Here is a 26,132-nt window from a genome sequence, read left to right as displayed (position 1 = left end):
TTCTCAATATCAAGTAGCGTTTATCTTAATGCAGTTTGTACAAAAAGTCGTTGTTCTGAAACTGGCGGGCTACTTCGTGCAGCTGGTTGGCAACCGATGCATCTACCAGCTTATCGCCTGCCTGCAGGGTAAAACCACCAATCAGGTCGGGGTTTACCACCGTTTCCAGCTCTATTTGTTGCATGTCGCTGGTTTTGCGGATCTGGTCGATGATGGATTGCTTTACGCTTTCCGTTACCGGTGTGGCGGTGGTCAGCTTAACGGTGTGGATGCCTTTCAGCTTTTTGTATTGTGCTACAAATGCCACTGCAATTTCGGGCAGGTTGCTTTCGCGGCCCTTGGTTACCAGCAGGCGGTTGAACGCCGCAGTAAGCGGGGTAACGCGGCCCTGGCCTACCGCAGCCAGCACTTTTTCTTTTTTATCGGCCGGGATCACCGGGCTGCGCAGCATGGCCGCAAACTCGCGGTTGCCTTTGATCAGGCTTTGCAGCATCAGCATATCGTTGTACACCGCTTCCAGGCTGTTTTGCTCAACAGCCAGGTCGATCAGTGACTTGGCATAACGGGCGGCGAGACGTGGGTTGGGCATTATAGTAAGCTTTTAGCTGTTAGCTGCAAGCTGCAAGTAAAAAGCCAACGGCTTGAAGCTTGCAGCTTGTGGCTTGTAGCCGATTTTAGTTCAGTTTTACTTCGTTCACCAGGCCCTGGATATGGGCTTCCTGCGCAGCGGGGGTAGCCAGCTCTTTGCGCAGCACTTTTTCCGACACCTCGATTACCAGCTTGCCTACCTGGTTTTTCACCTCGGTAATGGCGGCCATCTTTTGTGCCTGGATGGCTTGCTGTGCATCGGCAATGATTCGGTTGGCTTCAATTTTTGCCTGCTCTTTTGCCTCGGCCACAATGCGGTCCTTGGTGTCTTTAGCTTCTTTCAGCATGGCTGTGCGCTCTTCACGGGCACGGGCCATCAGGTCTTCGTTTTCGCTTTTCAGCTGCGCCATTTCGGCTTTTACCCTTTTGGCGCTTTCCAGCGAATCGGCAATGCCTTTTTCCCGCTCGTTCAGCGAAGCAAGAATGGGTTTCCAGGCAAATTTCTTCAATACAAAAAACACAATCAGAAACGCCAGCAGCGTCCACAACAGGAGGCCGAAGGAGGGAGTTAACAGTTGCATATAAATTCAAAATTTAAAAGTCAAAAGTCAAAACTGTGTACGATGTACTTCCGGACTTTTGCCTTTTTACTTTTTAGTTGTTAGTTGTTAAAGAACTGCACCCGCCGCCCTGTGCTTTGGATGCAGTAACTTTTTTGTGTTGAGGCTTAAACGAACATCGCCAGGATACCTGCGATTACGGCAAAAAGGGCAACACCCTCAATGAAGGCCGCAGTCAGGATCATGTTAGCGCGGATGTCGTTGGCAGCTTCTGGCTGGCGGGCAATGCTCTCTACAGCACCTTTACCAATCTGGCCAATACCGATACCGGCAGCAATAGCAGCCAGACCAGCACCAATGGCACCACCTGCGTTAGCCCAGGGAACTGTGCTCAACAAAACAAATAACAAATCCATAGTTGTGGGTTTATATTGATGATTAAATCCGTGTTTGAATCGCTGATGGCTGATGGCCGGATTTCTGGTTTTTAAATCGGCGATCGTCACATCCTTAAATCCGCGATTAAATAATTACCGGTTCTGTGGGCGCCGTTGTATGGTCCACATGACCGTGCTGTAAATGGTCGTCTTCGTGGTGGTGCCCTTCTTCTACCGCCTGGCCGATGAATACTGCCGTAAGGTTGGTGAAGATGAACGCCTGGATAAAGGCAACCAGCACTTCGATAACATATATGAACGCAGCAAAACCAACCGAGATGGGCGAAAAGCCTACACCGGCAACCGTGCTGATAGAACCGAAAATAAAGATCAGCGAGATCAGACAGATGATGATGATGTGGCCCGCCAGCATGTTGGCAAACAAACGGATGATGAGGGCAAAGGCCTTGGTGAAGATTGAGAGGATCTCAACCGGCACCATGATGAATTTTACAAAACCCGGAACCGGCGGATTGAAAATGTGGCCCCAGTAATGCTTGTTGCCGCTGAAGTTTACCACGATAAAGGTGATCACACCCAGCACTATGGTAAAGGCGATGTTCCCGGTAACGTTGGCCGCACCTGGAATCAGGCCGAAGATGTTGTTGATCAGGATAAAGAAAAATACGGTGAGCAGGAAGGGCATGAACCGGGCATATTTATGTCCCAGGTTAGGCTTGGCCACTTCGTCTCGTACAAAAGTGATCACCGGCTCGATGGCGTTCTGAAAACCTTTGGGGGCACGGGTTACGCCTTGGCCTTCTTTATAACGTTTGGCTACGCCCAGCATCAGGAAAACCAGCAGGGCCAGCGCAATGAACATCTGCACCACGTTGCGGGTCAGTGACAGGTCGTATACTTTTTCGGAGGGATCAACCGGCAGGATGTGGTTGTCTACCAGCTTGTAGCCATTCACTTCTTTGTGGCCGTGCTCAAACGCCGACGACATAAAAGTGCTGAGGCCGCGGGTGGTAGAGTACAGGATCACAGGCAGCGGAATGGTAGCATGATGCTCGTGACCGTCGGCGCCTTTCCAGCTCAGGAAGTGGAACTCATGGGCGTCCATTACGTGGCCGAAGATCACCTTGTTGGCGTCGAATTTTTGCTCGCCGGCTTCTTCTGCACCTTCCAGGTGCACCTGCTCCTCGTGGCCGGTTTCGCCATCGTGGTGCTCCTGTGCAGAAGTTACATTAGAAAAAGTAAGGGTAAGAAGGCTGAAAGCCGCTACCAATAAGCCTTTTACGCGTCTGCTGATCATACTGTTCCCCAAATTTGGCGCAAAGATAAGGAGGCAACGGCAATATAGCGGACTGATTTTGGTCTTTAAGATTTTGGCCCATCGAGCCCCTCTTCTTCCTGGAGTTTTTTGATCTTCTCCAGTTCCTGAACGTCAAGCTGGTCCTTCAAGCGGGCTACCGCCTTTTTGTTTTGGAGCAGGTGGTTGATGTGGAGAAAAGGCACGCTTACATCGTTGATCTGGGCAATTGAAGCTAAATGGTAACACTCATCAAAGGAAAGTTCTCCGGATGGGCTTTTCATATTGGTCATTAGATCCAGCCGCACGCCGTTATTCAAATGAAAATAAGTCCAGCCTGGAATAAACGGCATCCGCTCCAGAGGCTCGAAATCGCCCATTTCACATTCAGCAAATGCTTTTCGAATGCCCTTCCTATTTTCAACTGTGTCTTTTATCCAAATATCTATATCTTCTGTAGATCGCTGATAACCATGCAAGTTGGTAGCAACGCCACCCACCATAATGTAAGCAACGGAGTTCCGGTTGAGTGCTGCCCAAAGGCTCAATAACTCCGCATCAAAAACATCCATTGATTATTTTTTAGCCGGCTGGTGAAAGACCGTTGCGTTTTTCAACATTAAACTGCGCTTCATAAGGGTAGTCATTACCAAAAATCGTTCGGTGTAGGAACGCTTCAGGGCTGTGCGGAGTAAATCCAATTCCGCTTTTTGGAAATCGGGCTGCGGCTCCTGCGGTATGGCGTTATTGTCTAGCTTTTTCATACAATAATCGATTTCTTCTCGCCCTGTGCTCCCTGCAATTTAGCATAAAAGCCGCCGCGCTGCATCAGTTCGGCGTGGCTGCCCATCTCTTTAATCTCGCCTTTATCCAGCACAATGATCTTGTCGGCACGCTGGATGGTGCTGAGGCGGTGCGCAATAATGATGGAGGTGCGGCCGGCAATGAGTTTTTGAATGGCCCGCTCAATCAGGAGTTCGCTTTCGGTATCGATGGACGAAGTGGCTTCGTCGAGGATCAGGATGGCGGGGTTGTACAAAAGGGCCCGTATAAAGGAAAGCAACTGCCGCTGCCCCAGCGACAGCGTGGCGCCCCGCTCCATTACATTATAGTCGTAGCCACCGGGCAGGCGCATGATAAAATCGTGCATGTCGATGAGGCGGGCGGCTTCCTCTACCCGCTCCTGCGGAATATCGGGGTTGCGCAGCGTGATGTTGTCGCGTACCGTGCCGGCAAAAAGAAATACATCCTGCAGCACCACGCCGATGTTTTTGCGCAGCGCATCCAGGTCCCAGTCCCGCACCGATACATCATCGATCAAAATACGCCCCTGCTGAATATCGTACAGCCGGTTGAGCAGGGAAATAATGGTGCTTTTGCCGCTGCCCGTATGGCCCACAATGGCCACGGTTTCGCCGGGAGTTACGGAAAAACTTACGTTCTTCAGTACCGGCGTTTGCTCCACATATCCAAAACTAACTTCTTCAAAATCGATCTTGCCCCGCACCAGTGGTGGGTTGAAAGCGCTTTTCGCCGAAGGCGGAATAAAATCATCGTTGTCCAGCACCTTAAACACCCGGTCGGAGGCAATGATGCCCATTTGCAGCACATTGAATTTATCGGCAATGATGCGCAGCGGCCGGAACAGCAGGTTGAGGTACATGATAAAAGCCACCACTTTGCCGTACTGGCTTTCGTTGAGGCCGATGGCTTCTTTGGAAGTCCACCACACCACCAGGCCCATGCTCAGCGCCAGCACAATTTCCACGATGGGAAAAAATACCGAGTAGGCAAAAATGGCTTTGATATTGGCGTTGCGGTGTTCTTTATTGATTTCGGTAAACTTCTGGTATTCCTTTTCTTCCCGTGCAAATGCCTGCACAATCTGCATGCCGCTGAGGTGTTCCTGAACAAAAGCATTGAGGTTGCTTACCGCATTGCGTACCCGGTGAAAAGACCGGTTCACGCTTTCCTTGAAATAATATGTCGCCACGATCATGATGGGGAACGGGATCAGGCAGATCAGCGTGAGCTGCCAGTCGGTCCAGAACATGATGCCCAGGATGCACAGAATGGAAAGCAGGTCGGCCACGATGGGAATAAGGCCGTCGGCAAAAATGTCGTTTACCCGCTCAATATCATCCACGGTGCGGGTGGTTAGGGTGCCGATGGGCGTTTTGTCAAATTGCCGCAGGTTCAGGTGCAACACTTTGTGGTACACTTTGGTGCGCAGGTCGTGCACCACCCGCTGGCCCAGCCAGGTGGTAATGTAGGAAAAATAAAACCTGAGGCCTGTTTCCACCAGCAGCAGCCCGATCTGGATGATGGTAATGGTAACCACCATCTGCGCCACCTGGTTGGTGATGTATTTATCAACCGTAAGTTGAATCAGATAAGGCCGCACCGGCGCAAAAGCAGCCAGTACCACCGACAGCACCAGCGACTGAACAAACCGGCCCCGGTAAGGATTGGTAAAACGAAGCACCCGCTTTAAAAGGGCCACATCGAAAGACGGCTTTTTGCCTGAGGTGCTGCTCAAAATGGAAATGGTTTTAGAATGCAAATCTAAGTGAAGACAGGAAAGTCCGAAAAGACGGAAAAGTCAGGAAAGATAGTTGTTGCATGAATCAATCCGCAACAACTGTGCAAAGTGTACCTAAAAAGATAATCAGCAGGTTTTACCCCATATCTCTTTTCAGTCTTTGCAGTCTTTTCTGACTTTTCGGTCTTCTCAGACTTCCAACTACTCTTCCTCCTCGCCCATAGAAGTGCGGTAGGCTTTTATAAAAATGGCACCCAGGTTTTTGTGGGGCGGAATATAATCTTCAAAACCTTCGGCGCCGCCGGCAGTGCGCTTAAACTCGTTCCAGAATGGGATCCAGTCGATGTTGTTACCGTTGCGCATTTTTTCGGTGAGCAGGTTAAAAAACGGTTGGTTGATCACCGTGCGGCCAATTTGTTTGGAAGCAATAATATGCGCATCCGGCGAATGCTTCAGCACATCGTGAATCAGGTGATAGCCGCCGCAACTGCCCATGAACACAATTTTTGCCGAAGGCTGAATATGCTCAATGGTACTGTTGGCGTAATAGCTGTGCCCACGGTGAATAACGATGGAAGGTTCCATGCCTTTCTCCGATAAAAACTGGGTCAGCTCGGCCTGTGCTTCTTCGTCCTTGCCGGTTTCTTCGGGCAGGGGTTTGTTGGCAAAAATGAGGATGGGCTTGCCTTTAGTGGATGTGATTTGCACCCACTTGTCGGAATAGGTTGTTTTCCAGTTGGCATTGTTGTACTGCCGCAAAAAGCCCTGGTAAATGTTCATGCCGTCTTCATCGCCATAAAAAAACACCTGCATCACCACGCGGTTGTTGCTATCGGCCAGCGAGCCATAACTTACATTGTACACGGGCGGTATGCCAAACTCTTCCGACAGGTTGATGTTGCTGGTGGTATCGGCCGAAAGAAACAGCTTATACAACAGGTTGTACATCACCATGCCGCGGCGGTTGTTGGCCGACAGGTTTTTATCGTAGTTATGCTTCGACAGGTCCAGCACGTAACGGGCCAACTCGGGGTTGCCTTCCGAAATGCTCACGTAAGAATCGGCCACATCCACGCCGTCTTCAAGGCCGCCGCTGCGTTCGAGGTTGTTGACAAATGCCGCCATCAGCGCCTTCGACTGCTCGGGTCCAGACAGTGTTTTCAAAAACGGGTTGAGGGTATTAAAGCCTGCGGCAATTTTGATGAATTTGCGGAAACGATCAAATTTCACCGACATCAGCAAGGAGTCGCCGCGGTTGCCGATCTTCTGCATCATGATGGGAAATACACCGCGGGTGTAGCTGGAGGTGTAAATTTCGTTTTCGCCGGAAACAATGAGGTAGTACAACTCCTGCGGCGTTAGCTGGTGCAGTATGCGAAACCGCACCCCGTCCGACTCGTTGTGCAGGGCGTTGATGGTTTTAATAAACACATCCTTGGCCCGTTTTTCCAGCATGGCGGTTAGCGCAGCCAGTTCCAGCACTTCCTCTTTTTTCTGCATCCGCTGTATGTAATCGAGCCGCGTTTGCACCAGCAGGCGGTAAAATTTTACATCATCGGCTTTTACCGCATCAATCTCGGCAAGCGTCATGCGGCCTTTGAGCAGGTTGTCGAGGAACGCAAAATAGATTTGCCCCGAGCCGCCGCTGGTCGCCATTTTGGAAACGGTTTGCACCAGCGGATCGTCGATTTTGCGAATAGCATAACCAAGCTTGTTGTTGGCCGCGGCATAATCGTACAGCAGGCGCGGGTAACGGCGGCCCGCAGCCAGTATCAGGCTATCCCGGAAAGGTACTTCCACATTATCCTTCAACATCTCGAACGACCGCTGCGGATGGAGGTGCACGTACTTGCGGAGCAGTTCCAGTTTGGCAGCATAAAACCCTTTATTCTGGTCAAATGCGCCGCTGCCTACCACCAGGTCGCCCACGGGGTAAGCGGCACTGCGCACCAAGCCTTCAATACTTTCATTTTTCCGGCTGGCGGCAATGGCGTTTTCGTACAACAAAATTGCTTCGGGCATATGGCTGGGCAAAAATCGCCTGCTGCGGTAGCCGGTATTGAAGCGTTTGAGCAACACCTCCAGCCCACGGATATAGGCCACTTTTTGTGTATGGGTAAATGCCGAATCCTGCTCGATCTGCTGCTGCAGCCGGTCGGTGGTGGTAGTGAGTGCTTCGGTTACCAGGTAGTTGATCTCGTCATCGGCCGAGGCTGCCAGCAAGGCATCGGCCTTGCCATCGGCGGCAAGTGCAGCCTTTTGTTCGCGGTCTACATAATCGTGAAACAACTGCCGTTTGATGTCGGCTTTAAACTTCTGTGGCGGAGCGGCGCTGCCTTGTGCATCTGCAATATTTGCCCACACAATCAATCCGCACACAGCAAGGGTTCGTACTAACATGCGCATAGGCCTCATAAAGCAAATTTAATACCCATAGCCCAACCGCATGTTCAACAGAATGCAAAAGCCTGTGGCAGAAGGGGATATTTTATTTGCTCCTAAGTGGTTTGGGGGATTAAAAAGGCTGTTTGGCGGCTTTGCTTTTTGGCAAATTTTGCTGAGCAAAAGACTTACTCAACCCTCGGTCTTGTCATGCCGAACTCGTTTCGGCATCCCCTTGTGGTTTATTTAAACTCCGCGAGATGTAGGAGATGCCGACCTGCGTCGGCATGACAACTCCGGGAGTTACAATTTTTCCTAAATAAACCTAGGAAAAATACAGCCATAAAAAAACCTCCCGGCTCTGGGAGGTTTTCAGTTATATCAAAATGCAGTTCAATTCAATTGCGCATTCACCATTTGGAACAGTTGCTTGTCTTCTTTGAGGCGCAGCTCCCATTTCCAGGCGGTGTCCATCATTTCTTCGAGGCCGTATTTTATTTCCCAACCCAGGCGTTCTTTTGCCCGGTCGTTGTTGGCATAAATGGCCACCACATCGCCGGGACGACGTGGGCCGGTTACATAGTTCAGTTTCTGGCCGCTTACTTTTTCAAACATCTGGATGGCTTCCAGCACGGTTACGCCGTTGCCGGTGCCCAGGTTCAGCACTTCGCAGCCGCCGCCGTTGCGGCCTTCCTGCAGGTAGCGGATGGACAGCGTGTGGGCATGGGCAATATCGCTTACGTGGATATAATCGCGAACACAGCTGCCGTCGCGGGTGTCGTAGTCGGTGCCGTGCACGGTCATTTGCGGCAGCTTGCCAATGGCGGTTTGCGTGATGGCGGGCACCAGGTTCATGGGGCGGCCAATGGGCAGCTCACCAATTTGTATCGACGGATGCGCACCAACCGGGTTGAAATAGCGCAGCAGGATCACCGAGGTTTGCGGGCAGGCCTTTTGCCATTCGCTCAGGATCTGTTCGCCCATTTGCTTGGTATAGCCATAAGGCGATGCAGCCGGCTTGGGTGGCGTTTCCTCGGTTACCATCTGCTCGTCGGGGTTGCCGTACACGGTGCACGAAGAGGAGAACACAAACCAGGGCGTGTTGAATTCCTGCACGCATTTCAGCAGGTTCATCAGCGAGCTCAGGTTGTTTTCAAAATACATCAGCGGCTTCTCCACCGATTCGCCAACGGCTTTGTATGCGGCAAAATGGATGATGCCCTGGATGTCGGGGTTTTCCTGGAAAATGGCATGGGTATCGTCGAAAGAGCACAGATCGACTTTATAGTTTTTTACCGTTTTGCCGGTAATGCGTTCTACGCCCTGCAAAATGTTGGGGTTGGAGCGGGAGTTGTTATCCACGCACACCACGTCGTATCCGTTTTCGATGAGGTCTACCAGCGTATGCGAACCAATGTAGCCGCAGCCACCGGTGACAAGAATCTTGGCCATGAGGTAAAGGTTGAAGGGCAAAAGTAGGAGTTATGCCACATTTTTAAACTATTCGGGCCAATGCTGCGCAACTGAGCTCAGGCCGGTGGCGTGGCAGGCAGGTCGCCGGCACGGTGCGCCTCGGATAGATATTGTTTTTTCAGGCGGTCGTAAAATGAGTGTTTGTCAATAAAAATGGCAGCAAGGTTGGCCACCATGGCAGCCAGCAACAGGTGAAAGATCACACTGTGGCGGTCGGTCATTTCCAGCACCAATATGGCCGATGTAAAAGGTGTGCGGGTAACGCCGGTTAAAAAGCCCACCATGCCGCCCAGTACCAGTATGTTGGCATTGGAACCTACAAAGTCCATCAAACCCGCCACCAGCGCACCAATGCCGGCACCCGCTGCCAGCGATGGCGCAAACACGCCGCCTGCCGCACCGGTAGTAAACGATATAACGGGACCGGCTACCCGCATTAGCACGGCATGCCATTCGGCGTCTTTGTTTTCGGTAAACAACAACCGCGTCATCAGCTCTTTACCCGAGCCCATGATCTCGTAGCTCACAAAGTTGGCCAGCGCAGCCACCACCAAACCACAAGCCACCAGGTAGGCCACGTTTTTGTTGCGCAGCCCGCTGCGCCATTGCATTAGTTGTAAAATAAGCCGGCTCATGCCGCTGCCCGCCAGCCCCGAAATAATGGCTACCAGCATCACTGCAAAAAATACAGAAAACTTCAGGTGGCTAACATCGGGGTAGCCCAGATAGAGGTAAGGGCCCAATATGCCCTGTGCCGTAAGGCCAGCAATAATAACGGCGGAAAAAAGCGCGGTGCGGAAATAACGGACATGAATACGTGCCAACTCCTCCACCGCAAACACCAACCCGCCCAGCGGTGTATTGAAGGCCGCGGCCAAACCGGCTGCTGCACCGGTGAGGATAAAGCTTTGCCCCGACAGCCGTGGCCAGCTGGCGGGTATGCCGCGGTTTACAATGCGAAAAACCGAACCCGCCAATTGTATCGTTGGACCTTCGCGGCCAACGGCGCCGCCGCCCAATACCATTACCAGGCTGGAGCAGATTTTTACGACGATGATGCGCAGGTTGAGCAGGCTGTCTATTTTATGCTGGTGGCGTGGCGTGGATAGTTCCAAGGCAGCCATTACCTGCGGAATGCCGCTGCCCCGTGCATTGGACGCCCATTTTTTTACCACCCACCAGGCTGCTACAAAACACAGCGGCGTGATGATAAAAAAAGCCCATTTATAAGCATGAAAAATGCTTTCCGACAGTTTTTCGGCGTAACTAAACAACTGCGCATAGCCCACCGCCAGCAGGCCGGTAAGTATGGACGCCACCCAGAAAGGAACGCCCTGCAGAAAAGTACGCTTCAGGCTTTCGCTGCCAATCCGATCGAACAGGTACTTGGCCCGGCGCCGCAATAGTCGAAATACGCGTCCTTTCATACTGCAAAGTAAGGGGGCTGGGCCGGCGGCCCTTGAATTGATTTGCGCAGCAGGCTAAAGTTCATCTTCCATTTGGCTTTTTTAAACCAGTAATAGCCGTTGCATTTTTACTTAAAAAAACAAAAGGCATTTTGCCACGGCCGTGCAAAATGCCTTTCTATAAAACAGTATAAAAACCTGCAGCAAGCCTTTTGGGCACGCAGCAGGCGGCGGTTATAAAATCATATTCGCGATCCAAAACACAAACGCCGCCAGCAACGCACTAACGGGGATGGTCAGGATCCAGGCCCAAAGCAGGTTGATAGTTACACCCCAGCGAACGGCGCTCAGGCGCTTGGTGGCACCCACGCCAATGATGGCACCAGTAATGGTATGCGTGGTGCTCACGGGTATTTTCAACGCCTCGGTGGTGAACAGGGTAATGGCACCGGCCGTTTCGGCAGCTACACCTTCAAACGGGGTAACCTTGGTAATGCGGGTACCCATTGTTTTTACAATCTTCCAGCCGCCACTCATGGTACCTATGCCAATGGCTGCATAACAGGCCAGCGGCACCCAGGTAGGCATTTCTTCAAATGTTGTAATGCTGCCGTGGGCAATGAGTGCCGCAGTAATGATCCCCATTACTTTCTGCGCATCGTTGCCGCCGTGGCCAATAGAAAATGCCGCGGAAGAAACCAGTTGCAGGCGCTTGAACCACACGTTTGCTTTAGCAGCATTCAGCGTGCTGAGCCAAAGGGTAAATACCGCCAGCACCACCACTATAAAAGCGAGCAGGATCCACTTAAAGTTTTTGGAGTAAAAAATCACCTTCATGGCATACGACTCGTAGTGCGACTGCAGCTTGGCCGGGTCGGTTTCGAGGTGGGTGGCCAGGAACCAGCTGATTAATCCAAGTATCACCAGGGAAACCAATTTGGGCGCAGCCCCTTTGCGGAAGGAAAAAATAAACCACAACGAAATAACAAAGGCAAAAAGCATCCCCACAAACGGCGCCAGCAAAATGAACGCAGCGGTGTTGAGTACCACCGGCGCATTTACGGCATCGAAACCACCGGCAGCAATACCGGCACCGGCAAAGCCACCAATAAGTGTATGCGAAGAAGAAGACGGAATGCCAAACCACCAGGTAAACAGGTTCCAGGTAATGGCGGCCACCAGCCCCGAAAAAACAACGGTGAGCATGATGGTGGGCGCTACATGATCGGGCTTAACGGTTTTGGCAACGGTATCGGCTACGCCGTGGTCTTTAAAAATAAAAAAGGCTAAGAAGTTGAACAGCGCTGCCCAAAGTACCGCCTGGAACGGCGTGAGCACTTTGGTAGACACCACGGTGGCGATGGAGTTGGCGGCATCATGAAAGCCGTTGATATAATCGAATATCAGTGCCAGCGCAATGATGACAATCAAAAAGGTCATGGTAGGAATGTGATTATATAAAAATGCAGTGTTGCTTGAAGTGTAAGAGAAACCAAGATTATTGATTATTTATTATTGATTATTGCAGATGAACTGCTACACCAAATAATGAATAATAAATAATCAATAATACCAACACACTACTAACAGCAATGCTTACGCGTATTTTACAATAATGGATTCGATCACATTGGCCGCATCTTCGCATTTGTCGGTTGCGGTTTCCATTACCTGATAAATTTCCCGCTTTTTGATCACCTCTTTTGCATCGGGCTCGGTGGCAAACAGACGTTCAATGCTCATGTCGAACATGTCGTCGGCCTGATTTTCCAGTGAGTTGATCTTTACCAGCGACTCGGTGATGAGGCGCATGTTCTTCATGTTGCGCAGCTCGCCTACGGCTTTGCGCACCTCGCAGGCACTTTGCTGGATGATCTCGGAAAGTTTGAGCAATCCAATATCGTTTGGATTAACGCGGTAGAAGTTGATTTTTTTGGCCGATGCATAAATGTAATCGGCAATATCATCAAGTGAAGAAGCGAGGTAGTGAATGTCTTCGCGGTCGAAAGGCGTGATAAAGTTGCGACCGAGTTCGGTAAAGATGCGGTGGGTTAATTCGTCGTTGGCATGTTCCAGATCTTCCATCTGGGTGATGAGTTGCTGTCGCTGGTCAAAATCGGGCTCATTGATCGACTGGCAAAGCAGCTTTGCCATTTTTTCTACATTATCTGCACATTCTTCGAACAGACTGTAAAAGATCTTATCCTTTGGCATGAACAACTTCATGAAGGAATTTAACGCCATAGAGTAATATTTTATAAAAGGTGCGCAAAGTTATGCCACCTTTTAGTGGCAACATTTACAATGCCAAACTTAATGATTTGGTAACATAGCTTTCTGCCCAAATTTTCAGCATCGTGCCAACTTCGCATACAGAAAAAATGAAATAGGGCTCTTTGGGTCCCATACATCGATTCATGAGAAGTATTTTTTTGGCCATATTATGTTGTGGTGCCCTGTGTGCCCTGCCCGGTAGTGTGCAGGCACAACGATACCTTACAGAGTACGACTCTACGCTGTTTATACGCGATACAGTGCGGCCTGTGGTGAAGCGTTTTGAGAACCTGCATTTTTCCGGCTACATCCAGCCGCAGTACCAGGTGGCAGGCTCGGAAGGGGCTGCTACATACGACGGCGGCAATTTTTCTGAATACTCCAGCAACCGGTTTATGCTGCGCCGGGCCCGTGTAAAACTCGATTACATTTTTCGCGATAAAGCCGGTCATGCACCGCTGGGCCTGTTTACTTTCCAGATCGACGCTACCGAACGGGGCGTGAATGTACGGGATATGTTTGCACGCCTTTATGAGCCCAAAGGACAAAATCTTTCGCTTACCATGGGCCTTTTTGCACGGCCATTTGGTTACGAGGTAAACCTTTCATCGGCATTCAGGGAAACGCCCGAGCGGGGCCGCATGTCGCAGATACTGATGCCCACCGAACGGGACCTGGGCGCCATGATCAGCTTTGAACAACAAGGGAAAAAGGCAAAAAAATTACCGCTCCGGCTCGACGTGGGCCTGTTCAACGGGCAGGGCCTGGCGGCTGGCGGCATCACTGATTTTGATTCGTACAAAGACCTGATTGGCCGCCTGACGGTGAAGCCCATTAAGGTAGGCCCGGTAAATGTTTCCGGCGGTCTGTCGTTTTTGAACGGCGGCTGGCGGCAGGCCACCCGCTACCAGTGGGAAATGGAAGAATCGGCGGATAAATACAAGTTTGTGGTGGACTCGAGCCTCGATAATATTGGTGCAAAAGCCCTGCGCCGCTACCATGGCGCCGATGTGCAGGTGGCCTACAAACACCGTTGGGGTAAAACCGAAATCAGGGGCGAATACTGGCGGGGCACCCAGCCCGGCACGGCACACAGCACGGCCAACCCCGGCATTTTACCGCAAGGGCCCACGTACCTCCGGCCTTTTGACGGCGCATTTTTTTACCTGCTGCAAAACCTGGGCAACCCTAAAAACGAGCTGATGCTCAAGTACGACTGGTACGATCCAAACCGCAAGGTAAAAGGTGCGGAAATTGGTGGTGCCAATGCGCAGTACACATCGGCCGACATCCGCTACCATGCGTTTGGCGTTGGGTTTACCCGGCATTTTACCGACAACCTGAAGTTTTTGGTGTACTACAATTTTGTCCGCAACGAAGCCACTTCCCTTTCTAAATTCAACTCCGATCTCGACGACGATGTGTTTACTGCCCGTTTCCAGTTGCGTTTTTAAGGGGTGATACCCAACCCCCTGCGAATCATTTGCCTGAATGAGTAGCGTTACCTGCCGGTACTATATTTTTACCATTCTTTGCGGCGCCACTCAAGTCATTGCATATGCTTACAGGCAAACAACAAAACAATGATGTGCGGGAATTGGGCAACCTGCTGCTCGAAACCGGCTCACTGCTGCTGGCCTCCGGCGCCAATACCGAACGGGTACGCACCACGTTGCTGCGCATCAGCACGGCGCTGGGCCACCATACCGAGGTACTCATTTCCTACCGGTCCCTGTCCATCACCATTACCAGCAGCAACCACGAACACCTGTTCAATTCGGTGCGCCGCACATCACACCACGGCGTTAATTTCCGCACCGTATCGGGCATCAGCCGCATGAGCTGGCGGGTAGTGGAAGAAGGCTGGAACATCGCACAAATCAAGGAAGAAATGGCACGGATTAAAGCATTGCCGCATTTCCCGCGTTGGGTAACGCTGGCCATGACGGGGCTGGCCGGCGCCGGCTTTTGCCGCTTTGCAGGCGGCAGCCCCACCGACCTGCTGATTGTTTTTACCGCCACCGTGGCGGGCTTAACGGCCCGGCAGGAGCTGACCAAAAAGAAATACAACCCATACCTGTGTATTTATGCAGCCGCTTTTGTGGCATCGCTACTGGCCGGACTGCCTGCATGGCTGGGGCTGGGCAGCAGCCACGAAATTGCATTTGCAACCAGCGTGTTGTTCCTGATTCCGGGTGTGCCGCTGATCAATTCTTTTTCCGATGTTATTGATGGCAATTTGCAAAACGGGATCATCCGTGGTGTGAACGGGCTGGTGATTTCTTTTTCCATTGCACTGGGCATGCTTACTTCAATGATGTTGTATCAATTGTATTAAAAAATGGACTGGACGCTCATCGAAAAAGTAATTTGGTTTGGCATTGCAGCCATGGGTTTTTCCGTGTTGTTCAATGTGCCGGCCCGTACGCTGCCTTCCATATTTTTGATTGGTGCCATGGGCGGAATGACCCGGCTGTTGCTGTTGCAGTTTAATACAAATTTTATCATTGCTTCTTTTCTGGGTGCCATTGTTATTGGGCTATTGAGCATCCCGTTCGCACACAGCAAACATGCACCACCATTGGTTTTTTCCATACCTGCTGTAATCCCCATGGTGCCGGGGCTTTTTGCATACCGTATGATGCTGGGGCTGATCCGTCTTGCGGGTGATGTGCCGCCCGAAGCATTTACACAAACCCTGTACGAAACCGTTAGCAACGGCCTCAAGGTGATGTTTGTACTAATGAGCCTGGCTGGTGGTGTTGCCGTTCCCATGCTGGTTACCCGCAAGCAATCAGCCAAACATTTGCGGTTTGGAAAAAGGGGCCATTAGCCACAAAGCAGCAATGAAAAAAGAAAAGATCATTGGCAACCATTGCAAAACACAATGCCTGCTGTTTTGATGAATAGCGATAAAATGTACTTCACTACAGTACCACCAAAGCCAAATCAAGGCGTTATCCCGAAATCAGGCTGTCATTTGATTTCGGGCCTGCTTTTTTGTTACTTTTTTGCAGGAGCAAAAAAGTAAAAGCAATCAGAACAACTTTCGAAAGCAGATGGCATTTTCAAAACACTTTAATATATCAAGAGGTGTAAGTTACCTTTATCGTTTACTCCTACACGTTATAACACACCACCCAACACCCAAAAGCCCCATTTAGATTTCCTTGCGCAACGCCAACCCATAATACCCCGGTAACAATTCGTTCACATTCCCTTAATCTTGCCGTAACGCCGGGGTAACATTGCGATAATAGTTTTGCGTCCAAACGACATTTAGGTGAAAGTATTATTTGCATTATGCTGCTCTTTGATGATCTGCACTTCATTGTATTCGCAAAACGGAACCCTTGCCGGCCGCATTCTGGACGGTAAAACCAACACACCCATGGCCGGCGTAACGGTAAGCATTGCTGCAGATAAAAGCAAGGCTTCCGACCTCGAAGGCAGGTACCTGTTCAATTTACCCGCAGGCACCTACTCAATCAGCTTCCGCTCGGTTGGCTACAACACCAAAACCATCAGCGATGTAGTGGTAAAAGCCAACAGCACCGAAGAACTCAACATTGTAATGGAACAGCAGGCACAGGAAATGGCTGGTGTAGTGGTTACTGCATCATCGCGCCGCGAGTCGGTGGCTTCCATGCTTACACTGCAACGCAACAATGCCGCCATTTCCGATGGCATTTCGATTGAAGCCATCCGCAAATCACCGGACCGCAACATTGGCGAAGTGCTGAAGCGTGTTAGCGGCACTTCCATCCAGGACGATAAGTTTGTGGTGGTGCGTGGTCTTTCCGACCGCTACAATGTGGCCCTCATCAATGGTGCGCTGCTGCCCAGCACCGAGCCCGACCGCCGCGCATTTTCGTTTGATATTGTTCCCTCCAACCTCATTGATAATATCCTCATCAACAAAACGGCATCACCCGATCTGCCCGGCGATTTTTCCGGTGGCATTGTGCAGGTAATGACCAAAGACATCCCCTTCCGCAACTTCTTTAATGTGCAGGTTGGCGGCAGTTACAACTCCATTTCCACCGGCAAGCACTTCGATATTGGCCTGCTCGAGGCCACTGATTATTTGGGCTTTGACAACGGCACCCGTGCACTGCCCGGCAAGTTTCCCAGCCGCCGCCGCTACCTGAGTTATAATGCCGATGCAACGGCTGATCGCCGCATTGCTGCATCGCGCCTCATGCGCAACAACTATGGCAGCCGTTATGATGGCAATGCACTGCCCGGCCTCAACTTCCAGGCAAACTGGGGTGGCCGCAAAGAGCTGAACAACGGCGGTACACTGGGCGCTGTGCTGGCACTTATTTACCGCAACAGCCAAAGCATCCAGTTCAACGAACGCCGCGATTACCAAACACCCGATAAAACAGAACTCACTCCGGGCAACCTGTTCTTCAACTATCGCGATACGCAGTATTCGTTCAACACCAACATTGGTGTGCTGGCCAATTTTGCATACAAAAAAGGCAACACTAAGATTGTGTTGAAAAACATTGTGAACCGCTTGTTTGAAAACAACAACCTGGTACGCAGCGGCACCAATTACGACAACCAACAGATAGTAAATGCAAACGCAGCCATTGCTGTTGAAAAGTCGCTTATTTCATCGCAGCTGGAAGGCGAGCACCTGCTGAGCAACCGCAACGACCGCCTGCGCTGGAACGTAAACTACGGCCTTACCATGCGCAACCAACCCGACTATCGCGTATTGCCTTATGCCAAAAGTTTGTCGGAAGAAAACAACAAAGCGGAGCCGATGAAAATTGTGTTGCGCGACACGTATCGCTTTTGGAGTGAACTGCTGGAAAACGCATTTGGTGCAAACGTGAACTACAGCATCCCGGTTACATTTGGCGGTCAAAAACAAACCTTTAAAGCAGGTGGTTTTGCACAGTATAAAGTACGTGATTTCAGTACCCGCATTTTCCGCTACGAGCAGGCATCAGCAACATTGAATCCTGCACTGCCTTCATTGCCGCCCACCAAGATTTTTAATGATGGCAATATTTACCGCGAAGGTTTTGTGCTGGGCGAAATCACCAACAACACCGATAAGTACGATGCAACTTCGGGCTTGTATGCAGGCTATGCCATGATTGATGGCCGCATTGCCGAAAAGCTGCGTGCTGTGTACGGTGTGCGGGTTGAGGCGTTTAATTTTAATGTAAATACCGCCGACTTCTCAGGCCAGGCTGTAAGCGTTAACCGCAACTACCTTGATGTCTTGCCCTCGTTGAACCTGACCTACAACCTCACTGCAAAAAGCAACCTGCGTTTTTCCGCATCACGTACGGTATCGCGTCCCGAGTTTAGAGAGGTAGCCAACTTTGCTTACTTCGATTTTGTACGCAATGCACAATTAAAAGGCAACACCGATTTGAAGCGTAGCCAGAACACCAACCTGGACCTGCGTTTTGAAACATATGCCAAAGCGGGTGAAGTGATCTCGGGATCCGTTTTTTACAAACACTTTAAAAACCCCATTGAGCAGGTAGTGGTAAATGGATCGACGCCGAGCAACCTGCTGCTTTCGTACACCAACCCCAACGCGGCCACCACGTATGGTGTAGAAGTTGAACTGCGCAAAAACCTGGGCTTTGTGGGCGCTTCGTGGATGGAGAACCTGATGTTCAACCTGAACGCGGCATACATGAAATCTAAAGTGGATTTCAATGAAACTTCAAACCCTTTTGATCCCAACAGGCCATTGCAAGGTTTGTCGCCTTGGTTGTTTAATGCAGGCCTGCAATACGCACTGCCCGAAAACAAAGTAACCTTCAGCGCATTGGTGAACCGCATTGGCCAACGCATTGCCGCGGTAGGTTTCCAGGGCTATCCCGATATTTATGAGAACGGCCGCACCGTAGTGGATGTGCAAACTGCAGTGAAAGTGCTGAAAGGAAAAGGCGAAGTAAAACTGAACCTATCCGACCTGTTGAACCAGCGTGCCGTGTTTTATCAAAACGTAGACCCCAACGACAGCAGGGCATATAACAAAGGCACCGATCGTGTGCAGTACAGCTTTTTGTATGGCCGCAACATTTCGGTTGGATTTACTTACAACTTTCAATAGCTCAAACCGATCCTTATTTATCCAGCCCGGCTTTGCAGCCGGGCTTTTTTGTGCACAACAATCATGCACCAAAAACATACACCATGTACACCACGCATTGCTTAACGATAGCTTAATCTATACATAACATTGGGGTCATATTACACTGGTTGTTTTGCAGCATAATAAATACGAAGCAATATGCTGTTACAGAAAAAGTTTTTTCAATTACTGGTTGTTGGTTTTGCAGCCCTTACCCTTACTGCATGTACCAAAGACGAAGATGAAGATGAAGACCTGATTGACCCACCCACCAACAGTGTGCTTACCGGTTCGCTTACCGAAAGCAGGACACTGACCGCAGACAAAAAATGGACCCTGAAAGGATATGTGTATGTACCCAATGGCGTTACCCTCACCATTGAGCCGGGCACTACCGTTGTAAGCGATGTAACTGAAAAAGGCGCACTGTGCATTGAACGTGGCGGCAAGATCATTGCCAACGGCACTGCCGATAAACCTATTGTATTTACTTCCGGAAAAGCAGAAGGATCAAGGGCTCCCGGCGACTGGGGCGGTGTTGTGATCCTGGGCCGTGCTACTACAAACAGAACTTCTACGCCGGTTATTGAAGGCGGCCTCGACCGTCCTTATGGCGGCAACGATGATAACGACAACAGCGGTTCGTTGAAATATGTGCGCATTGAATATGCCGGTGTTGCCGCATTTGCTAACTCCGAGATCAACGGCCTTACACTGGGTGGCGTAGGCAGCGGCACTACGCTGGAAAACATCCAGATTGTATACGGCAACGATGACGCGTATGAGTTTTTTGGTGGCACTGTAAACGCTAAATATCTGGTAGCATATGCCACTGCCGATGACGACTTTGATTTTGATTTTGGCTACCGTGGTAAAATACAATTTGGCGTAGCAATGCGTGATCCGCAGTTTGTAGACAATGGCGATGCGGGCAACGGTGTTGAAGCCGATAACGATGGCACCGGTTCTACTGCAGCTCCGTTTACCAAGCCTGTACTTTCCAACTTTACCTGGATCGGGCCCAACAATGCATCGGGCACATTGGCCAACCACAATTTTGGCAACCGCTGGCGCCGTGCAGCACAATTTGTAGTGCGCAACTCGGTGCTGTTGGGATGGCAGAAAGCCGGCTTGTCAATTGAATCGGATGCTACTGCACAAGCCTATAAAGATGGTGCTGCTGAATTCAAAAACAACGTAGTTCATTCCAACGCAGCTGCTGATATTTTCAAAAGCAATTCGTCGGTAATGACTGCTGCTGCCATGGAAACAAAAGCACTTGCTGAAGGCAACGTGAAGCTCACCAGCCCTGATGGTGTGCTGACTGCACCTTTTAGCCTTACTAGCCCCAACCTGGCCCCGGTAGCAGGCGGCGCAGCAGCCGCTGGTGCCGACTTTGCTGGCCTGGATGCATTCTTTACACCTACTGCATATAAAGGTGCTGTAGGTGCTACCAACTGGCTGCAAGGCTGGACCCGTTTTCCTGCAAAAGGCCAATAACCATTGCACACCGTCCATACCTTTTATACGTTTGCCCCGGGTTATCCCGGGGCATTTTTATAATATTGAATACCTAAACTATTTATGCACAAACTATTTATTTCCATAGCACTCATTGGCCTGTTTACTGCTTGTAAAAATGCATCCCATCCGGAGCAAAGTATTGGTGCCGACACAACAAAAAATGCAACTGCAACTGCGCTGCAACTGGACGGCGTTGACCGCATTGAATTGTTTTTTTATCCCGATCCTGCGGATCGTAAAAACTTCCAGCAGTTGGATGTTACCGACACGGCCATCATCCATGCATTGACGCGAAATGTGGAGCAGGAGCCCATTACGCAAACTGAATGCCCGCATGATGTAAAGATGTTTTTGGTGCGCAATGGCGAGGTGTTTAAAACGGTGTATGGCGCTACAGCCGATAGTTGTAATTACCTGGCGTATGCCATCAACAGCAAGCCGTTTTATACAAGGCTCGATAAAGATGCAAAGACATTGCTTGACTCATTGCGGGAAGGCGCCAAGTAAAATAGTACCTGTGTATTCTTTCAATAACGCTTTTTTCCAAAAGCGTTTACAATTTGCTTGTCATGCTGAGCACAGCGAAGCATCTGAACGTTGTAGCATGAGCAACTAATAAATAAAAGGCAAACTCCTTGATGCTTCCACGTTCGTACTGGTGGGGGCTCAGATCAACGCGCTACACTCAGGATGACAAGCAAGCGGCTACACGTAATGAAAATCGTGATTGTAATAGTTGTAATGTTTGCTGAAAGTAAATCCAACCGCACAAGTGTGCGACGCAAGTAAAGCCCAATAGATGTACAATAGCCGGCTACATAAAAAAGATTCCAGCTTTTCAAAAGCTGGAATCTTTACATACCATCCTTGATCAATTCACCTGCGAAGCAATAGGTGATGGTGCAAACGCGGTGCAATCTTTATTTCAATCAATGCCCCGGCTTGTACGCATACGCAATTTCATATGCCTGGTTCTTCAGTTCAGGCAGCATTTGGCCCACTGATAAATCCAGCCGTTGCGGGCTTGGCTCACACACCGAATACTTCATGCCGTTGTACTCAATAGTATTGCCAAAAGGCTTGTCAAACTGCACGGCCACTGTTACATGTTTGGGATAGGTGATCACCAGCATCGGCAGGTTGTAAATTTCTTTTACCAGGAAAAAGAACAACGCTGCACGGTCTTCGCAATCGCTGAACTCCGATAGCAATGTTTGCTCCGCCGACATGCGTTTTTCGCTGCCAAATATTTCGCTGTCGTTCTTGAATAAAAAAGCATAGCGGGTAAAGCGCATCAAAAAGTCCACGCCTTCTTTTGGCTTCAAACCTTTTACCTCTTTTTGCAACGATGGTATAAGCGATTGATAGGTGGGGCCGCTCAGCGGAATATTGAATTGCAGACTGTAATCGACCACCGGGTAATTGGTGAACAGCGTTTTGATCTGCGGGTTTACTTTGATGCGAAACCGGTAGCGGCTGCCGCCGTCTTCATACTCCACCTGCCGCTCTGTATAATCGGTGCTGGCAAACTGCGGCAGGCGCACCACTTTGTAAGAAAATGGCCGTGCATCGGCAACTACGTGCACCGGGATTTGATGAAACCGGTTTTGCGCAAAATCAATCGAACCGTAATCGTGGTAGTTGAGGCAAACATACTGTTTGCCTTCCTGCATGCGGTAGGGGATATTGTAAATGCTTTCGTTGCTCTGCACATACAGCAACAAATAATTGCTTGAATAAGTAAGCCGTGCATCGTAGCCCGAGTGCAGCAGCAACCAGTATTTGTAAATGGTGTAGCGGTAATAGTTGGCAGCCTTCGGGCTGAGTTGTTGGGCCACCCGCCGCACCAGCTGATAATAAGGCCAATCATCGGTTTCGGCTTTTTGCGTGTATGCTGTCAGCGCATCGAGGTAGGGCTGCATCTGCTCTGTGTTTATTGCAGCTACCGCAGCTTCAATGGTTTGTTCGGATAGTTCATTAAATGCAGGTGTTGGCGTATGTGCGGGCACGGCAATGCTTTCGCCAAAAAAGTCGATGTGGATGCTTTTTTGCTGCGCGGTTACATTCAACGCAAGCAGGAGCAAGAGGGAAAATAATATGCGGTGCGGTGCTTTCAACAGTAGCTAAAGTTACCGAAATAACTTAACCATAAGATAACATTGAAAGCCCGATGCGTATCAGCTGACAAACATCATTTAAGCTTTTGCTTGGTGCTGTCCAGCGTAAAACCAAAGGTGGTGCCGATGCCTTCCTTGCTGCGCACATGCAGGCTATGGCCATGCGCTTCAATAATGTGCTTGCAAATGGACAGGCCCAGGCCGCTGCCTTTTACATCGCGGCCGCGGCCCTCGCGGGTACGGAAAAAGCGTTCAAAAACGCGGATCAGGTGCTTTTCGGGGATGCCCATGCCGTCGTCGCTGATCTCTACCAGTATGTGCCGCCCGTCGGTGTTGTACACCGATGCCACGGTGCTGCCGTTGGTTTTGCCATATTTTACGGAATTATCTACCAAGTTCAGCACCACCTGCCGGATGCGGTCTTTATCGGCATATACCACCAGTGGCTGCTCGCAGCCTTTTTTAATGGAAAAAGAAATGTTTTGTTGTTCGGCTTTTAGCGCCAGCGTTTCAAATGCTTCGCGGATTACATCCTGGATCACAAAAGGCTGCGGATGAATCTTCAGCTCGCCGCTTTCGAGGCGGGAAATTTCATCAAGGTCCTGCAGCAACCGCGACAGGCGGGTAACGTTTTGCGCAGCTTTTTCTAAAAAACGCCGGGTCAGTTCGGGGTTTTCCATGGCGCCTTCCAGCAGCGTATCTACATAACCCTGTATGGCGAAGACCGGTGTTTTAAATTCATGCGACAGGTTTTGTAAAAACTCCTTGCGGAACTCGTCGTTCTTTTGGAGCACTTCTATTTCGCGGCTGCGCTGGCGGGCCCAGGCTTCCACGTCTTCCCGCACCTCGTCGATGCTTTTTTGGGGCAGTATGTATTTGTTGTAGGTCTCTTCTTTTTTGGAGGCTTTGGTTTGGTAAATAAACTTGTAGATCAGCTTGATCTTGCGGTAAATAAAGTATTGGAAAATGTATTGGATGAGCAGGTAGCTGCCGAGGAAAATGAGCACAAACGCCACCGCGGCCACCTTCCATTTTTGCTCCATGAAATAGATGCCCACGCTGATGGGTATGGCCAGTACCGCAGCGGTAAACGCCGAAAGCTGCCGGGGAGTGAGGTTTTTTGTTTTAAACATAATGAAGTTGGAAGACGGAAGTCCGATGTCCGAAGATGTGTTAAGCGGGCGGTGTTGTGAAATTTAAATAAATCCTTTGACCTGATTTCAAATCAGTTGTATTGCGCCTGGTCTTCCGACTGCGGACTTCCGTCTTCGGACCTCCTCACAACTCAAACTTATACCCCACGCCTTTCACTGTAGTAATACAATCAACGCCCATTTTCTGGCGGATCTTGCGGATGTGCACGTCGATGGTGCGGTCGCCAACAATCACATCGTTGCCCCATACCTGGCTCAGGATCTCGTTGCGCAAGAAAACGCGGCCGGGTTTGGAGGCCAGCAGGTGCAGCAGCTCAAACTCTTTTTTTGCCAGCACAATTTCCTTGCCTTCGTATTCCACCAAAAATTTTTCGGGATCGATGGTGAGGCTGCCGATGGTAATGGCGTGCTGCACTTCGGGGGAGGGCAGGCGGCGCAGCAGGGCAGCCACTTTGCTTAAAAAAACCTGCGGGGAAATGGGCTTGCTCACATAATCGTCGGCGCCTGTGGTGAGGCCTTTGATCTGCGTGGCCTCGTCGCTGAGGGCGGTTAAAAACAGGATGAGCGTGTTTTTAAATTGTGGCTGTGCCCGCAATATTTCGCAAACCTCTACGCCGTTTTTGCGGGGCATCATAATGTCCAGCACCACCAGGTCGGGGCTAAACCGGCGGGCCGCATCCAGCGCGTCGTCGCCATCTTTGGCGGTAGCCACTTCGTAGCCGGCTTTTTCGAGGTTGTATTTCAGGATTTCGAGAATGTCGGGCTCGTCGTCGGCAATCAGTACTTTTCTTGCCTTTGTGCTCATGTAAGGGGCTTTTTCGTTGGGGGCAAACCTACTCAATTCCATTTGGTAACGGCCTGTTTACGCAGAGTTAATAATTACTTAACCAACGGGGCAGCTGCTAACGGCCCCGCTACTATTTCCATAAAAATCTATCTTTGGCGCCCTAAATAGTCCAATACCTGCCAAACCAAACCCCGCTCATGCCGATGAACGAACTTACTGATAGCGAACTGTTGGCGCAGTTTCGGCAACCCCAAAGCAGGGAGGCCGCTTTTACCAAGATCATCAAAAAATACCAGGAGCGCCTGTATTGGCACATCCGCCGGCTGGTGGTAACCCACGACGATGCCAACGATGTGCTGCAAAACGTATTTATCCGGGTATGGAAAGGTCTGGACAATTTCAAGGAAGAATCACAACTCTACACCTGGCTGTACCGCATTGCCACCAACGAATGCCTTTCGTTTTTGGAAGGCCAGAAAAAACGGGCCGCCGTATCGCTCAGCGATGTGGAAAGCGGTCTCAGCAATACACTACACGCCGAAAAAGGCTTCGACGCCAACAAACTGGAATGGAAACTGCAACTGGCCATCCAGCAACTGCCCGAAAAGCAACGGGTGGTGTTTACCCTGCGGTATTACGATGAAATGCCTTACGAGGAAATGAGCCGGGTGCTGGACACCAGCGCCGGGGCGCTTAAAGCCAGCTATCACCACGCAGTAAAAAAAATTGAGGATTTTATACAAAACCGTTAAACCACGGAGCACTAAAAGGGTCTTAGGAACGCAAACATGAATAGCCGTATAGACATACACAGAGAACTTGAACAACTCAACAGCAGTTTGCCCCTGAATGCAAAGATGCCCGTTTTTGATCTGCCCCAAGGTTACTTTGAAAACTTTGCCTCTGCTGTACTGGCTATTGTGAAAGGCAACACTGCTGAAAGTGCCTCTGAAGAACTGGCTGCCCTGTCACCCCTGCTGGCGGGCCTGCCTAGGCAAACACCCTTTGCTATACCCGAAAACTATTTCCATGAAAACTTGGTGCCGCCGGTAACTGCAGCGGAAGAGTTACCGGCATGGATGCATCAGGCCCGTACCATGCCCCATGCTGTGCCCGCAGGCTATTTCGACAACTTTAGCGCAGCTGTGCTGCAACAGGTGGCCCCGAAAAAAGAGCAGGCCCGCGTGGTTTCGATGTTTTCGCGCAACTGGGTACGCTACGCAGCCGCGGCTGTGGTTACAGGCGCCATCGTGCTGGGCGGATTTTTGTTCTCCGGTAACAATGGGCCCAGCCTTTCCAGCCAGCCCGAAGCATGGCTGGAAAATAAGCTCCGTAATGTAAGCAGCGAGGAACTGGACGACTTTATTGAAGTAGTGGAAATCGCTGGCACAGAAACTGCCTTACAAAAAGGCGCCAGCCGCCCCGAAGTGCGGCGTATGCTGAAGGATGTGCCGGTTAGTGAGCTGGATGCGTTTTTGGATCAGCTGCCTGCCGACACGGAGCAATTAAACTAACAAA

Annotated in this window: 23 protein-coding genes; 8 read left to right on the top strand and 15 right to left on the bottom strand. The window is 50.4% G+C overall.

What is annotated here, in order from left to right; translation table 11 throughout:
• Window positions 1-25 precede the first annotated feature (25 nt).
• From atpH to DRJ53_RS10950, 12 genes are all read right to left on the bottom strand, one after another.
• Window positions 26-589: an ATP synthase F1 subunit delta gene (gene atpH, locus DRJ53_RS11005; protein ID WP_114235685.1), complete on the bottom strand. Its 564-nt coding sequence runs from the start codon at window positions 587-589 to the stop codon at window positions 26-28.
• A gap of 85 nt (window positions 590-674) precedes the next feature.
• The gene (atpF, locus tag DRJ53_RS11000) at window positions 675-1,169 is read right to left on the bottom strand and encodes a F0F1 ATP synthase subunit B (RefSeq protein WP_114235684.1); all 495 of its coding nucleotides are present in this window, start codon (window positions 1,167-1,169) and stop codon (window positions 675-677) included.
• A gap of 146 nt (window positions 1,170-1,315) precedes the next feature.
• Complete coding sequence (gene atpE / locus DRJ53_RS10995) at window positions 1,316-1,654, bottom strand: ATP synthase F0 subunit C (protein WP_241558522.1); 339 nt, start codon at window positions 1,652-1,654, stop codon at window positions 1,316-1,318.
• Between the two features lie 16 nt (window positions 1,655-1,670).
• Entirely contained in the window at window positions 1,671-2,843 is a 1,173-nt protein-coding gene (gene atpB / locus DRJ53_RS10990) for a F0F1 ATP synthase subunit A (protein WP_114235683.1), read from the bottom strand.
• 65 nt (window positions 2,844-2,908) lie between these two features.
• Window positions 2,909-3,412, bottom strand: coding sequence for a hypothetical protein (locus tag DRJ53_RS10985; RefSeq protein WP_114235682.1), 504 nt, complete (start codon window positions 3,410-3,412; stop codon window positions 2,909-2,911).
• A 3-nt stretch (window positions 3,413-3,415) separates the two neighbouring features.
• A complete protein-coding gene (locus tag DRJ53_RS10980; RefSeq protein ID WP_114235681.1) occupies window positions 3,416-3,604 on the bottom strand; it encodes a hypothetical protein in 189 nt (62 codons plus the stop codon).
• On the bottom strand, window positions 3,601-5,379 hold the full coding sequence (locus DRJ53_RS10975; protein WP_114235760.1) for an ABC transporter ATP-binding protein: 1,779 nt from the start codon (window positions 5,377-5,379) through the stop codon (window positions 3,601-3,603). The genes DRJ53_RS10980 and DRJ53_RS10975 overlap by 4 nt, the downstream gene beginning before the upstream one ends.
• A gap of 204 nt (window positions 5,380-5,583) precedes the next feature.
• The gene (locus DRJ53_RS10970) at window positions 5,584-7,788 is read right to left on the bottom strand and encodes a hypothetical protein (protein WP_114235680.1); all 2,205 of its coding nucleotides are present in this window, start codon (window positions 7,786-7,788) and stop codon (window positions 5,584-5,586) included.
• Between the two features lie 369 nt (window positions 7,789-8,157).
• Entirely contained in the window at window positions 8,158-9,216 is a 1,059-nt protein-coding gene (gene galE / locus DRJ53_RS10965; protein WP_114235679.1) for a UDP-glucose 4-epimerase GalE, read from the bottom strand.
• A gap of 77 nt (window positions 9,217-9,293) precedes the next feature.
• A complete protein-coding gene (locus DRJ53_RS10960; protein ID WP_114235678.1) occupies window positions 9,294-10,664 on the bottom strand; it encodes a chloride channel protein in 1,371 nt (456 codons plus the stop codon).
• A 213-nt stretch (window positions 10,665-10,877) separates the two neighbouring features.
• Window positions 10,878-12,083, bottom strand: coding sequence for an inorganic phosphate transporter (locus tag DRJ53_RS10955; protein ID WP_114235677.1), 1,206 nt, complete (start codon window positions 12,081-12,083; stop codon window positions 10,878-10,880).
• A gap of 156 nt (window positions 12,084-12,239) precedes the next feature.
• Entirely contained in the window at window positions 12,240-12,869 is a 630-nt protein-coding gene (locus tag DRJ53_RS10950) for a DUF47 domain-containing protein (protein WP_241558521.1), read from the bottom strand.
• Between the two features lie 191 nt (window positions 12,870-13,060).
• On the opposite strand from DRJ53_RS10950, the gene DRJ53_RS10945 reads away from it, so the two are divergent.
• From DRJ53_RS10945 to DRJ53_RS10920, 6 genes are all read left to right on the top strand, one after another.
• Window positions 13,061-14,371, top strand: a complete 1,311-nt coding sequence (locus DRJ53_RS10945) for a porin (protein ID WP_114235675.1) — start codon at window positions 13,061-13,063, stop codon at window positions 14,369-14,371.
• A gap of 104 nt (window positions 14,372-14,475) precedes the next feature.
• On the top strand, window positions 14,476-15,255 hold the full coding sequence (locus DRJ53_RS10940) for a threonine/serine exporter family protein (RefSeq protein ID WP_114235674.1): 780 nt from the start codon (window positions 14,476-14,478) through the stop codon (window positions 15,253-15,255).
• Window positions 15,256-15,258: 3 nt separating this feature from the next.
• Window positions 15,259-15,750, top strand: a complete 492-nt coding sequence (locus DRJ53_RS10935) for a threonine/serine exporter family protein (protein WP_114235673.1) — start codon at window positions 15,259-15,261, stop codon at window positions 15,748-15,750.
• Window positions 15,751-16,200: 450 nt separating this feature from the next.
• Window positions 16,201-19,011 carry a TonB-dependent receptor gene (locus DRJ53_RS10930; protein ID WP_123893508.1) on the top strand — a complete coding sequence of 937 codons (2,811 nt, stop codon included), beginning with the start codon at window positions 16,201-16,203 and terminating at the stop codon, window positions 19,009-19,011.
• 180 nt (window positions 19,012-19,191) lie between these two features.
• Window positions 19,192-20,532, top strand: coding sequence for a T9SS C-terminal target domain-containing protein (locus DRJ53_RS10925; RefSeq protein ID WP_114235671.1), 1,341 nt, complete (start codon window positions 19,192-19,194; stop codon window positions 20,530-20,532).
• 84 nt (window positions 20,533-20,616) lie between these two features.
• A complete protein-coding gene (locus DRJ53_RS10920) occupies window positions 20,617-21,063 on the top strand; it encodes a hypothetical protein (protein WP_114235670.1) in 447 nt (148 codons plus the stop codon).
• A gap of 422 nt (window positions 21,064-21,485) precedes the next feature.
• Here the strand turns inward: DRJ53_RS10920 and DRJ53_RS10915 are convergent, their stop codons facing one another.
• The 3 genes from DRJ53_RS10915 to DRJ53_RS10905 form a co-directional block, all read right to left on the bottom strand.
• On the bottom strand, window positions 21,486-22,673 hold the full coding sequence (locus DRJ53_RS10915) for a hypothetical protein (protein ID WP_114235669.1): 1,188 nt from the start codon (window positions 22,671-22,673) through the stop codon (window positions 21,486-21,488).
• Between the two features lie 74 nt (window positions 22,674-22,747).
• Window positions 22,748-23,806: a sensor histidine kinase gene (locus tag DRJ53_RS10910; protein WP_114235668.1), complete on the bottom strand. Its 1,059-nt coding sequence runs from the start codon at window positions 23,804-23,806 to the stop codon at window positions 22,748-22,750.
• A 145-nt stretch (window positions 23,807-23,951) separates the two neighbouring features.
• The gene (locus tag DRJ53_RS10905) at window positions 23,952-24,632 is read right to left on the bottom strand and encodes a response regulator transcription factor (protein WP_114235759.1); all 681 of its coding nucleotides are present in this window, start codon (window positions 24,630-24,632) and stop codon (window positions 23,952-23,954) included.
• A 185-nt stretch (window positions 24,633-24,817) separates the two neighbouring features.
• Here DRJ53_RS10905 and DRJ53_RS10900 point away from each other — a divergent pair, with 185 nt between their 5' ends.
• Window positions 24,818-25,366 (top strand): RNA polymerase sigma factor, encoded by a 549-nt coding sequence (locus DRJ53_RS10900; protein ID WP_114235667.1) that lies wholly within the window; start codon window positions 24,818-24,820, stop codon window positions 25,364-25,366.
• A gap of 36 nt (window positions 25,367-25,402) precedes the next feature.
• Window positions 25,403-26,128, top strand: coding sequence for a hypothetical protein (locus DRJ53_RS10895; protein ID WP_123893506.1), 726 nt, complete (start codon window positions 25,403-25,405; stop codon window positions 26,126-26,128).
• Window positions 26,129-26,132: the final 4 nt, after the last annotated feature.

Source organism: Paracnuella aquatica (assembly GCF_003332885.2).
Taxonomy (GTDB): Bacteria; Bacteroidota; Bacteroidia; order Chitinophagales; family Chitinophagaceae; genus Flavisolibacter; species Flavisolibacter aquaticus.
The sequence above is the reverse complement of the archived record's forward strand: the minus strand, read 5'-3'. Positions and strand labels throughout refer to the sequence as shown.